13 protein-coding genes and 1 pseudogene are annotated in these 11,793 nt (G+C 65.0%); 9 read left to right on the top strand and 5 right to left on the bottom strand.

Features of this window, described 5'->3' with window-relative positions:
* The 4 genes and pseudogenes from PV679_RS33215 to PV679_RS33200 form a co-directional block, all read left to right on the top strand.
* Positions 1 to 197, top strand: a pseudogene (locus PV679_RS33215) (ATP-dependent helicase); the annotation flags it as partial.
* Between the two features lie 204 nt (positions 198 to 401).
* Positions 402 to 713 carry an SCO5918 family protein gene (locus PV679_RS33210; RefSeq protein WP_319684646.1) on the top strand — a complete coding sequence of 104 codons (312 nt, stop codon included), beginning with the start codon at positions 402 to 404 and terminating at the stop codon, positions 711 to 713.
* Positions 714 to 1,008: 295 nt separating this feature from the next.
* Entirely contained in the window at positions 1,009 to 1,578 is a 570-nt protein-coding gene (locus tag PV679_RS33205; protein ID WP_319684645.1) for a hypothetical protein, read from the top strand.
* A gap of 217 nt (positions 1,579 to 1,795) precedes the next feature.
* On the top strand, positions 1,796 to 2,200 hold the full coding sequence (locus tag PV679_RS33200) for a hypothetical protein (RefSeq protein WP_319684644.1): 405 nt from the start codon (positions 1,796 to 1,798) through the stop codon (positions 2,198 to 2,200).
* On the opposite strand, the gene PV679_RS33195 is transcribed toward PV679_RS33200, so the two are convergent.
* The 5 genes from PV679_RS33195 to PV679_RS33175 form a co-directional block, all read right to left on the bottom strand.
* Positions 2,124 to 3,001 (bottom strand): IS5 family transposase gene (locus PV679_RS33195; RefSeq protein ID WP_319684643.1). Its coding sequence is split into 2 segments (ribosomal slippage): positions 2,124 to 2,659 and positions 2,659 to 3,001, totalling 879 coding nucleotides; the frame shifts between segments, so codons are not numbered across the junction. The two genes, PV679_RS33200 and PV679_RS33195, sit on opposite strands and share 77 nt — an antisense overlap.
* An 81-nt stretch (positions 3,002 to 3,082) precedes the next feature.
* The gene (locus PV679_RS33190; protein ID WP_319684642.1) at positions 3,083 to 4,660 is read right to left on the bottom strand and encodes a caspase family protein; all 1,578 of its coding nucleotides are present in this window, start codon (positions 4,658 to 4,660) and stop codon (positions 3,083 to 3,085) included.
* On the bottom strand, positions 4,641 to 5,054 hold the full coding sequence (locus tag PV679_RS33185) for an effector-associated constant component EACC1 (RefSeq protein WP_319684640.1): 414 nt from the start codon (positions 5,052 to 5,054) through the stop codon (positions 4,641 to 4,643). Before PV679_RS33185 ends, PV679_RS33190 begins: the two co-directional genes overlap by 20 nt.
* Positions 5,055 to 5,106: 52 nt before the next feature.
* The gene (locus PV679_RS33180; protein WP_319684638.1) at positions 5,107 to 5,295 is read right to left on the bottom strand and encodes a hypothetical protein; all 189 of its coding nucleotides are present in this window, start codon (positions 5,293 to 5,295) and stop codon (positions 5,107 to 5,109) included.
* Between the two features lie 75 nt (positions 5,296 to 5,370).
* On the bottom strand, positions 5,371 to 6,210 hold the full coding sequence (locus tag PV679_RS33175; protein WP_319684637.1) for a GIY-YIG nuclease family protein: 840 nt from the start codon (positions 6,208 to 6,210) through the stop codon (positions 5,371 to 5,373).
* Positions 6,211 to 6,328: 118 nt separating this feature from the next.
* Between PV679_RS33175 and PV679_RS33170 the strand changes: the two genes are divergently transcribed.
* The 5 genes from PV679_RS33170 to gltX all read left to right on the top strand — a co-directional run bounded on the left by PV679_RS33170 (position 6,329) and on the right by gltX (position 11,792).
* Positions 6,329 to 7,645 (top strand): DNA cytosine methyltransferase, encoded by a 1,317-nt coding sequence (locus tag PV679_RS33170; RefSeq protein ID WP_319684634.1) that lies wholly within the window; start codon positions 6,329 to 6,331, stop codon positions 7,643 to 7,645.
* Positions 7,642 to 8,442 (top strand): very short patch repair endonuclease, encoded by an 801-nt coding sequence (locus PV679_RS33165; protein ID WP_319684633.1) that lies wholly within the window; start codon positions 7,642 to 7,644, stop codon positions 8,440 to 8,442. The genes PV679_RS33170 and PV679_RS33165 overlap by 4 nt, the downstream gene beginning before the upstream one ends.
* Positions 8,443 to 8,539: 97 nt before the next feature.
* Positions 8,540 to 9,391: an Eco29kI family restriction endonuclease gene (locus tag PV679_RS33160; RefSeq protein WP_319684631.1), complete on the top strand. Its 852-nt coding sequence runs from the start codon at positions 8,540 to 8,542 to the stop codon at positions 9,389 to 9,391.
* 274 nt (positions 9,392 to 9,665) lie between these two features.
* The gene (locus PV679_RS33155) at positions 9,666 to 10,286 is read left to right on the top strand and encodes a restriction endonuclease (RefSeq protein WP_319684629.1); all 621 of its coding nucleotides are present in this window, start codon (positions 9,666 to 9,668) and stop codon (positions 10,284 to 10,286) included.
* Positions 10,287 to 10,415: 129 nt separating this feature from the next.
* The gene (gene gltX, locus PV679_RS33150; protein WP_319684647.1) at positions 10,416 to 11,792 is read left to right on the top strand and encodes a glutamate--tRNA ligase; all 1,377 of its coding nucleotides are present in this window, start codon (positions 10,416 to 10,418) and stop codon (positions 11,790 to 11,792) included.
* Position 11,793 lies beyond the last annotated feature (1 nt).

Raw genomic sequence — 11,793 nt, 5'->3', positions numbered from 1 at the left:
CGCCGCAGACCACCCAGGTCCGCTCCGGCGAAGCCGCCCTCTCCCGCATCACCGGCGCCCAGGCCCCCACCGGCATCCCCGTCACCATCACCAACCCGGTCGTGGAACGCCCGAAGCGCAGCGCCTCCTCCTCCCGCGGCCGGCGCAGCCGCCCCGCTCAGGCGCGGCGCCGCTCCACTCTCGGCAACGCCGCGTAACGGTGACTCAGCCGGTCATCCGCACGACTCGCCGCTCCGCCGCGACGCCTCCGGGCGACGCGGAGAGCGCCGTGCGCGACCGGACCCTGCGGGCCTCCCGCGTGATCGACGAGAACGGGTACACCCTGGGTGTCCCGGCCTCTCCTACCGATCCGTCCGGGCCGGCACATCCATTCAGTCTTCCCACGACCCCGCTGAGGCACTATGCGCTGCGTCATCGCCCGCTTCCCCTTCGAACTCGTCAAGAGCGAGGTGCAGGAAGCGATGAAGCACATCAAGCCCGAGCCCGTCACAGGTGCGTCCGTGATCATCAACCGCCGCACCTACCCCGTCAAGCAGGTGGGAGAAGTGATCACCCGGCAGGACCGCCGCGACTTCACCGCCGGTGAGGTGACCAGGGCGCTGGTCCGCCTCGGCTTCACCTGCCGGGACGCCGCCGAGCACGTACCCGCCGCCGCACCCACCCAGCTCGAAACCGCGTCGGCACTGCTGGGAACCCCGGCAAGCACGTCCTGACCCCGGAGGCGCCCGACGCCTCGTCAGTCGCTCCACCAGGAACCCCGGCCGCCATCACGGCGTGCCGGGGTTCTGCCATGTCCACCGGCCCCGGGTCTCTCCCTCGCGCTCCCGCAGCGGCGGGACCGCTGAGCTGTGGCACACACTGGGCGACTGCGACCACGAATGGACGCCGTGGAGCGGCAAGCAGCGTTGCCGTAAGTGCGGCGAGACGCAGGGCCGACCACTGAGCCGGCCACTGAGCGGAGGAGGCGCCGGATAGCCGGTGCCGCCTCCTTTCCCACGGAAGGGACACATGATCGAGCGCGTGGAGTGGAAGGCGCTGCCCGCTGGTCTCCGGGCAGCCGTGGAGGCCCGGACGGGCGGCGTCATCGCGGCGGAGGTGGTGGCTCAAGGACTGAGCTGCACCGTCGCGTTGACGCTGATCACGCGCCTGGACGGCGCTCTCTTCCTCAAGGGCGTCCGCGAGGACGACGGCGACGGCGTGGCCGCGCTCCGCCGGGAGGAGCGCGTCAACCCTGTTGTGAGCGGGATCAGTCCACCGCTCCGCCACAGCTTCCGCGCCGCCGGGTGGCGCTGCCTGGCCTTCCGATATGTGCACGGCAGGAACGCCCACCTCGGCCCCGGATCGGGAGACCTGGACGCTGTGCAGGCCCACCAGTGGCAGGAAGCAGCGGACCTGAGCGCGTACCGCAACGCCCAGGAGCGCCGGCTAGAAGCGCCCGGAGAAGATGAGGCAGCTGCGTGCGGCCTCGGCACAGCGTTGACTGGCCTGGGCTTGCCGCTACGTCCACAGCCTCGACCCACTGACCGGCCTGCCCGCCATGCCCACCGCCCGCGAACCGAAGCCCGAACGCCTACCTGAACGGCTGGAGCCCACACGGCCCCGAGGCGCACCATGGATGGGGAGCTCGCTGAGAGAGCGTCAACCACGGGCAAGAGCTCGCGAGCCGGGCGCATGCTGGCCTCGCTCCTTCTGCGGGCTCGGCACGGCAGGGGCCCAGTCGCTCTTAGAACTCCTAACGGAATGACACTTTGGGGTCGGTTCCTCGTCGTGGGGTGCCGTCGGGCAGCATTGGGCGATGGACTTCGATCAACCGCTGCCTCGCGAGCTGAAAGCCGTCCGTTCGGCCTCGCTGTTCTGGCTGGAGGAGCGGGCGTGTGACCTCGGCCTGAGCCAGCGGTTGGACCCGGTTTGGGTGCAGGTGAATGCGGCGCCCGACGGCACCCACTACTTGCGGCCGGCCTTGTGGCACAGCCTGTCTCACCGCCCTGACGTTCCGCGTCAGCTGCGGTGCGAGCTGTTGATCACTCTGCGGGCGGGAGACCGCGTGAGGAGTCTGTTGGACGTGCTTCCGGATGACTTCACCCCGCTGCCGAAGGTGACCTCACGCGAGGAAGGTATGCAGGTCAGCCAGCTCTTTGACCGCGCTTTTTCGGTCCGGGAATGGCTGCTTCGGGAGGGTGAGGGCGCGGACCGGCTGTGACCAGGCGTCGCCAGCAGATGAGTGCGCGTCCCAGGGTGAGGAAGGCTTCGTGGATGTCGTCGCGGATCTCCCATCGGATCCGCAAGCGGCGGAACCAGTGCAGGTGGGCGAAGGCGCGCTCGACAACCCAGCGTTGGGCTCCGAGTCCGGAGCCGTGTTCGGTGCCGCGTCGTGCGATCAGCGGCTTCACGCGGAGCGCGCGGACGAGGCGGCGGTACTTGTCGTGGTCGTAGCCGCGGTCACCCAGCACGACGTCGGGGCGGCGCCGAGGTCGGCCGCGCTTGCCCCGCACGGGCGGCACCGCCTGGAGAAGTGGAATGAGCTGGGTGACGTCGTTGCGGTTGCCGCCGGTCAGGGTGACGGCGAGTGGAATGCCGGTGGCGTCCGTGATCAGGTGGTGCTTGCTGCCCGTCCTGCCCCGGTCAACAGGGCTTCGTCCCGTCTTGGGGCCCCTTTTAACGCCCGGATGTGGGAGCCGTCGACCGCCGCCCGCGAGAAGTCCAGGGCGTCCGCGCTCCGGAGCTTGGCCAAGAGCGCTTCATGGAGGCGAGGCCAAACGCCGGCCTCGGTCCACTCGGCCAGGCGACGCCAGCAGGTCATGCCCGACCCGAAGCCGAGTTCCTGCGGCAGGTGTTCCCAGGCGATCCCGGTGTGCAGCACGAACAAAATGCCCTGAAACACCTGCCGGTCCGGATGCCGCTTCCGTCCCGGATGCCGGAACCGACGCTCAACCTTCGGCAGCAGCGGCTCGATCACCGCCCACAGCTCGTCCTCGACATCCCACGGCTTCCGCCGAGCCACCACGCACCCCCAGATCAACGACCCCAGAGTGATCCAACCACCTTGAAGATCATTTCGTTAGAAGTTCTTACAGCAAGGCCGCTACGCGCCATAGAACTCGGGGGTGCTATTCCACACCCTCGTGCCGCAGTAGTACCGAGTTGCACTCGGGTACTCGACACCCCGCTCCCGATACATCACGACGTACCCCGATAGTGCGCTGACCTGCCACTCCGCCCCCAGCGCTGCAGCCAGCAGGCGGAATGCCTTATCTGCGGAAATGGCACCCTCGGGCACCTCCACCGAGACAGTTTCAATCTCGCGACCCTGATAAGCGAACCTGAAAAGATAGGGAAATTTCCCCTTGACCAAGGTTGCGAACTCAAGCACAGTCATCAGCTCACTCGGACCATGATCTCGAATCACCCAGGTGAGGTTGATGGGGTGCTGCGCGTCAAAGTGCTGAAACTTGAGTGCCGTACGGTCGCGATTACGTCCAGGATCCGAGTTGCCGAACCCGTTCATGTGCCAAGGAATTTCCTCCCCTTGGTCACGCAAGCGATTAACAAGCAGGCGCGCAGGATCCACTACGGATAGGTCGTCTTCTACATAGAGTCGCGCGAAGGACATCTCATTGACATCTATGTTGAGGCGTCCGCTAATTTTCACCATCTGCCTTTGAAGGCGCTGCCGCAATGAGCGGTCGGACTGCCCAACGTAGACAATCGCGCCTTCATTGTGCGCCTGGCGGCGATACAGCTGATAGATCCCGGGGGAATCATCGAGGGTAGCCAGATTCTCCAGCGTGAGACCCACTGGATCCTGCTTTTCCATGAGCCGAATCAACGACTCCTCGGCTTCCGGGGTGACCAGCCTGACCGTGAGATCGCCAGCGCGCTCCGCTGTGTACTCAGGGGGACGAAACGCCATATTTCGAGTGAAGGTGTACAGGTCGACGGTGTCCGTACCGCGCCGATTCGGCTCCGGAAGCCCCCGCGATTGAATCAGCAGCCGAAGTTCGCGATAGATATCGCCCAGCGTAAGCGCGGAAGGGCCGTCATGAATCCCTTCGCGCACAACGTCCAGGAACGCACGGGTGAACGAGGTTGGGACGGTGATCTGCTCAGCCAGCGGCACGACATGCGCCGCAGCGTCTGCAGCAGTCAACGTGTAAGCGCCACTCACGGCGGTGACATCCGCAAAGTGACTGTCACCGCCGGCCGACAACCCCTGGATGACGCGCCCAGAATAGCAGCAGTCCAGAACGACGATTTTTACTTGCGCTGGACTCCCCATCACAATATGCCGGACTTTAGAATACTCCAGACCGGTCAGATCCGGATCACGCAAATCTGTACCCTGTACGGCAAGGCAGACATCGCCTAGATCGGAGATTACGCCGTGCCCCACGAAGTAGACCAATAGTGTATCGCTGGTCTGCTCTGCGATCCGGCGAAGTTTCTGCGCAAGCACCGCAGCGTTCTCAGGGTTTTCAATGATGGTTACGCGATCCTCTGGCCACCCGCAAAGTTCAGGATCGGTCAGTACGTCAAACATGCCGCGCACACTATTGAGTGCGGCCGGGATCTCAGGAAAGGCAGTGTCTCGATAACTCGAGACACCTATGAGCACCGCATGTGATTCACCATGACTGATACCCTCAGTCTCCACGGGTGCCATCCATGAAACGCTTGATCAGATTCTCCGCCTCGTCCGCACTGCTGGCCTCAATCTCCAGTGTTCGGTCCGCTCGCGTAATCGTGATCCGTAGCTTCGGGTCACTGCGACGGCTCTGCAGCCAGGTCGCTACGGAGCTGGCAAGCACGGTGGCGATCCCGCCAGACCCCAGCGCCACGGAAACCACTTCGAACGCACCGCCCAGTTGTCCAGGCTCGGGGTTGCTCCGCACCTGCTGAACTCGGCCCTGCAGGTGACGCTCACCCCGAAGCCATTCAGACAGCCCGATGAGGTCATCGACGGTCTTTGACGACTGCAGCCTGAGTTTCACGTTCACGTCCACACAGCCCCCATCTGTCCCCTTGTCCGCATGGCCACCGGCCAGCAGGGGATCCACCCTACGATCACCCTCGGGAAAAGGACGCAACCTCCGGTGACACCCGCAGGTCTCACAGTGTGCCGTTCTCAACAAGATCTCGAATCGCGTCAGCCTTGCGGCGGACGACGATTCCCCCGTCTCCGTCGCTGTAGGTGAGGACAGCGGCGCCTGGAGACAGGCCCGCCTCCGCGAGCAGCCCCAAGGGGACCTCGACAGTGCCAACGTCCATCACGACGGCCTCAGAAGGTTCCCTGATCATGCCGCTAGTGTGTCACCTCACGCCACGCTGGTAGCGAGCTTCCACCTGAAGGCAGCGCGAGACTCCTTGGCCCGATCAGTCGCCGAAGATCGGCTGATCCACTTCGACGTCTCCCGCCGGCTCGGCTTCCGGCACTGCGTTGAGCGGCTCACCGGCGCGGTAGTACCGCCAGGCGCTCTTGTACGTGCTGGGGCTGTCGTCGTACATGATCACGTAGCCCATGAGGGCGGTGACCTGCCACTTGGCCGGTATCTCCGCCGAGACCAACTGAAAGACCTCGTCGGCTGTCATCCCGGCCGCTGGCACGTGGACATGTCGAGTCTTGAAGTCCGCCGACTTCCCGTATCGGAAGTTGTACGGGAGCCCTGCCTTGGTCGCCTCCAACAGTTCCTGCAGCGTCATCCCGCCAGGCCGCAGGCCATCGATCGGGCGGTCCAAATCGATGGGGAAGAGGATGTCGAAGTGGTTCCGCTTAAGGACAGTGCTGTCGCGCTGGCGGCCAGGGTCCTTGTTGCCGAAGCCGTTGTTGTTCCAGGGGATGTCACCCATGCCCTTGTGGTGGGTGATGAGCAACTGCTCTGGGGCGAGGGCGGAGAAGTCCTCCGCTACGTACAGGCACGAGAAGGCCATCTCATCCAGGGAGATGTTGCGACGCCCCGAGATCTTGCGCAGGTGGTTGCTGAGGCGGACCGGCAGCGACTTGTCGGCCTTGCCGACGTAGACGAACTTGCCGTTCAAGTAGAGCTGATAGACCCCGGGCTTCTCTTTGAGTCGCGCGATGCTCTCCTCGGCGAGTGGTGCCCGGTCCAGCTTCTTCAGTGCGTCCGCCAGCTGGTCGCCGAGCGCCTTGGTGATGCTCAGGGTGAAGTCCTTGTGGTATTGCGTCCCGTCGTCGGAGCCCACCACCGGCGTCATCCGTCCCACTCCCCTTGGTCGACATGATCTCGAGAACCCTATCGGTGACCTGTACACGCGGACGAACCATCAGCTCGAAACGGCTTGAAGATCTACAACTCCGCGGTATGCTTTTGGAATGGCTGAACTGCATGAAGAATCAAAGAAGGACCGCACGGGTGTCGAGCTTTTCGCTGGCGCTGGAGGTCTGGCCATGGCTGTCCACCGCGCCGGCTTCCGCCCCTTGCTCTTCAACGAGTTCGCCAAGCGGGCCTGCGAGACCCTGGAGGCCAACGGGGCCCAGCGGCTGCCCGACGGGCAGAAGCCGAACCGAGTCCCCGGACCCGACGAGAAGGTGCCCCTCGTCGCGGGCGATGTCCAAGACCTCGACCTGGACTACCTGGCGGGCAAGGTGGACGTGCTCGCCGGTGGTCCTCCCTGCCAGCCGTTCAGCCTCGGGGGCGTCGCCAAGGGTGACGAGGACAAGCGCAACATGTTCCCGCAGATGTTCAGGGCCGTCCGGCAGATCCAGCCTAAGGCCGTGATCTGTGAGAACGTGCGCGGCCTACTCAGGCCCTCGTTTCGCCGTTACTTCGACTACATCCAGCGCGAGCTGGAGCTGCCCTTCGAGGAGCGAGCCGAAGGCACTGATTGGGAGCAGCACTACGAGTACCTGTTGGAGCGGCGCGAGAAGGAGCCGGTCGACCCCAGGAAGCGGTACGACATCGTCATGATGCCGGTGAATGCCGCCGACTACGGGGTTCCTCAGATCCGCAACCGCGTGATCATCGTCGGGTTCCGCCGCGACTTGAACGTCGACATGGAGCTGTTCAAGGAGCTCGTGAAGCCGACGCACTCCGAGACCGCCCTTTTCCAGTCCATGGAGGACGGGAGCTACTGGGAGCGGCATTCGCTGGTGCCCGACCATGTGCGCGAGTGGGTCATGGCCCGCCTCCCGAAGACCATGCCCATGGATGACGGCCTGCTCCCTTGGTACACCCTGCGTGACGCGATCGCCGGCATCGGCGACAACAAGCCCCTGCCAGACGTGCCGGATGAGTGGCTGGACCGCACCGAGCACTTCCTCGGCGGGTTCACCGAACACATTGGCTGGCCCGGTGCCCGCATCTACGACGGGCACACCCCCAACGAGCTCGACCGTCCGGCAAAGACCGTCAAGGCTGGGGTGCATGGTGTGCCCGGCGGCGAGTCGGTCATGCTCCTGGACGAGTTGGTGGCCGACAAGACCGTTCAGGGCGGCGTCCGGTACAAGTACCGGTACATGACGGTCCGCGAAACCGCCCGTGTCATGACGTTCCCCGACACGTGGGAGCTCAAGGGCCCCCGAGGGGAGAAAATGCGCCAGCTCGGCAATGCCGTACCCGTTGCCCTTGGAGAAGTCTTCGCGAAGGCGGCCGCCACCGTCCTGGATGAGGCGGAGGAGCGTCAGAAGTGACCGGGCACACCAGCAGTGCGCAGAGTCGCTGGAAGCACGACTCACCACCGGATCGGGCATGGAAAGGGCGGTCAGGTAGAACCCGGGCAGCCATCGCGGCCGAACAGGACCGAGCCGCCGGTGGCCGTCACAGGCGCTCTGTAGATCTCGGCGAGGGGCGATTCGCCCGGGCGTCGGTGGAGCTGAAGGTACTTCCCGACACACGACGCATTCGCGCGTACCTGCGCTGGTCCGACGGCGGCAAGTCTCCCGCCCGTTACCTCGGACAGGTCGAGCATGAGACTCGGGCCGCAAACCTTACCGAGGGCTGGAAAATGGCCTGGGAGAAGGGCCTTCTCACCGAGGAACCGCCAACAGAGGGCTCCTGGGCTTCCTCGCGGTCGGTACGTGCGGTGATGCGGGCCAATCGGAGCAAGGACACCCGGCCCGAGTTGAGACTCCGGTCCTTGCTGCACAAGCAGGGTCTCCGCTATCGCGTGGCGGCGCGGCCGTTGCCCGATCTGCGGCGAACCGCCGACCTGGTCTTTCCCAAGCCAAAGATCGCGGTCTTCGTCGACGGCTGCTATTGGCATGGGTGCCCGGAGCACCTTCGGGAGTCACACAAGAACGTCGAGTTCTGGCGAAGCAAGATCGAGGGCAACCAGGCCAGGGACGCGGAGACGGATCGCCTTCTGCGAGAGGCCGGCTGGACAGTCATTCGTGTCTGGGAGCACGAGGCCCCTGACGCGTCCGCTGCGCGGGTGATATCTGCTGTGCGAGCCTCGTCAGCAGATCGGCACGATCCGAACAATCTGTGACGAACATGAAGAGCTAGTCCAGTTCGCCGACCCTCGGCGTACCCACCGCATCTGACAGGACGTCGGGGGTCGGCGTCTGCGGCGGTAGAATCCGCCCATGGCTCCCAGCCCTGCTGATGCGACATCTCCACAGTTCGACCCGTTGGGCCTTGACTTGCTCGGCCGCAATCTCCGAGAGGAGATGGACGGGCGTCCACGTGTGCCCCTAGGCGAGGTAAAGCCATTTCCGGGCGCAGGGCTATATGCGCTCTACTACAAAGGCGACCTTGAGATCTATAAGGGCCTAAAAGATCTCAATATTCCTATTTACGTGGGGAAGGCGTCGGCCAGTGATAGCAGCTACGGGGACCCGCCGGACATGACCGAACGAAAGCTGTTCGGGCGAATAAGAGAGCACCGTAGTAGTATTAAGCAAGCCGACAATCTCGACCCTTCGCATTTCGACGTCAGGTTCCTGACCCTCGACGACATCTGGATCGTCCTGGGTGAACGAGCCCTTCTGCGCGCCTATAGTCCTGTTCTCTGGAACACGGTGATGACTGGGTTCGGGGGAAACTCGCCAGGTAGGGGGCGAAGGAACGCCCGCTCGGTCTGGGATTCAATCCACCCGGGTCGGAAGCGGGCTGCGCCGCTGCTCTGCAATCGCAATTATAATTTTGGGGAAATGAAAAAACTCATTTCCGACGGTGTCGGCATCTCGCTGATGGAAGCGGGGGAGCAGCGTGACAAGGAGCTGAAGGAATTTCGCAATCGTCCTGCGCAAATAATTTGGGAGGAGGCGCAGGGTTCCGGGCAGGGGGCTAAACCTGTCCTCGTCTTCCGGGAGAGTGTGTTCGTGGAGGAGAATAGTCGATTTGGATTCGACCTGAGCACTCTCGAATGGGAACTGGCTGACGCTCCGAAGCAGACAACGGCGGAAGCGGCCGCGCTCGACGCTCCCGAGGGATGAGCATCGTCTGACAGACAGCCCCGCGCTCGCACAGCCCCTTGCGCGCTTCGGCACACACAGCTGCCCGCATGTTCCCTGCCGCTGCTCATCCAGCAGCCGAGGCGAACGACATCGGCCATTGGCTGAACGGCGCCCTTCTCGGACGCCTCACGCTTCCCGAGACTGCTGCACGGGACAAGGGAGGGGCGCCGTGGCAGCAGCACGGAAGCGGCGAGGAACAGCGGCTCGGAAGCGTCGAGAGCAGCGGCTCCGCGGCGGCGTCATCGCCGGGGGCGTGAGCGTCGTCCTCCTGGTGGCCTTCTGGAACGTGATCTGGCCCTATCTCGTCGGTGCGCTCGTTCTCGGTGGCGTCTCCGGCGGTGGGTTGTGGTTGTGGCGCACCGATCGGTTCATCAGAGGCGGTGATCGGCAGTGGCGGCATGACGAGGCTGTGAAGGCCGGGCACCGGAAGCTTGCCGAGGTCGACGCGATGACCGGAACGGACTTCGAAGACTTCGTCGTGGACCTGTGTCGGCGCGACGGGTGCACCAACGTGCGGAGGGTCGGTGGCCCGCACGACAACGGGGCTGACGTGCTGGGCTGCCTTCCCGACGGGCGGAGCATGGTGATCCAGTGCAAGCGGTACACGCCCAAGAGCAAGATCCCCAGCCGGGAGGTGCGGGACCTGCTCGGCGCGAGGGTGCACTTCAAGGTCGACGTGGCAATCTTCGTGGCCACCACGTACTTCAGCGGGCCGGCTGAGAAGTTCGCCACGGAGAACGACATCCTCGCCGTCCATCGCGATCACCTCGGGCTGTGGAACAACGGTGCCTCGCTGCTGTCACTCGGTACGGTGAACGGCCTGGGGCAAGGGGACCGGCGGCATCGGGAGCGCTGGAAGGAGACCTACGAGTAGAGGGCGAGGACGAGGGAAACGCTGGTGCGGGGTACGCGGAGTGGTCCGGAGCCGCTGCCCGGCGTCGGTACCCTGGAGCGTATGTCTACTGTCCCGGTTCGCGTTCGTTTCGCCCCGTCTCCGACCGGCATGTTCCATGTCGGTGGCGCGCGGTCCGCTCTCTACAACTGGGCCGTGGCACGACAGTCCGGCGGCACGTTCGTGCTGCGGATCGAGGACACCGACGCGGCCCGGAACAAGCCGGAGTGGATCGACGGGATCATCAACGCGCTCGCGGCGATCGGGATCCATGGTGAGGACGCGGCCTTCGAGGGGCCGTACTTCCAGTCGCACAACGCCGACCGGCATAGGGAAGCGGGACTGCAGCTCTTCGCGGCCGGGCAGGCGTACTACTGCGACTGCACCCGGGAGCAGCTGAAGGAGCGCACCGGGTCGGAGCACCTCGGGTACGACGGGTACTGCCGGGAGCGAGGGCTGGCCTTCGAGGAGGGCCGGGCGCTGCGGTTCCGGACGCCGGACGAGGGCGAGACCGTGGTGGTCGACCTGGTCCGTGGGGAGCCGGCGTTCCCGAACAGCGCGATCGAGGACTTCGTGATCGCGCGCGGCGACGGGTCTCCGGTCTTCTTGATCGCCAACGTGGTTGACGACCTGGACGAGGGCATCACGCAGGTCATCCGTGGTGAGGAGCACCTGTCGAACACGCCGAAGCAGCAGCTGTTGTGGGAGGCGCTCGGCGCCGAGCCGCCGGTGTGGGCGCACCTGCCGGTGATCGTGAACGAGAAGCGGCAGAAGCTTTCGAAGCGCCGCGACAAGGTCGCTCTGGAGGACTACCTCGCCGAGGGCTTCCTGCCCGAGGCGATGGTGAACTACCTCATGCTTCTGGGCTGGGGCCCGGGCGGCGACCGGGAGATCATGCCGTATGAGGAGCTGGAGCAGCTCTTCCGTATCGAGGACGTCAATACCGCACCGGCCTTCTTCGACGTGAAGAAGCTGACAGCGTTCAACGGCGACTACATTCGCGCGCTCTCGCCCGAGCAGTTCGCCAATGCTTGCACGCCGTGGCTCGTCGCCCCGTACGCGCCGTGGGCCCCGGAGGCGTTCGACAAGGACCTCTTCGAGGTGGCGGCCCCGCTTGCCCAGACCCGACTCGCCCTGCTGTCGGAGATCACCAGCTACGTGGACTTCCTGTTTCTCGACGAGCCGGTCGAGGACGAGGCGTCATGGAACAAGGCGATGAAGGCGGGCGCCGGCGACATCCTGTCCGACGCCCGTGCCGAGCTGGCCGCCGTCGTGGACTGGAAGGCGGACGGCCTGAAGGCCGTCCTGCTCGCCGTCGGCGAGAAGCACGGCCTCAAGCTGGGCAAGGCCCAGGCGCCCATCCGGGTCGCGGTCACCGGCCGGACGATCGGACTCCCGCTGTTCGAGTCCATGGAGCTGCTCGGGCGTGACCGCGTGCTGGTCCGTCTGGACGCGGCGGCCAAGAAGCTGGCCGCCGCGCAGGCGTAGC

It is taken from the genome of Streptomyces sp. AK02-01A, from assembly GCF_033795305.1.
GTDB lineage: Bacteria > Actinomycetota > Actinomycetes > Streptomycetales > Streptomycetaceae > Streptomyces.
Note: the sequence above shows the minus strand (reverse complement) of the source record. Positions and strands in the feature narration are given on the sequence as shown.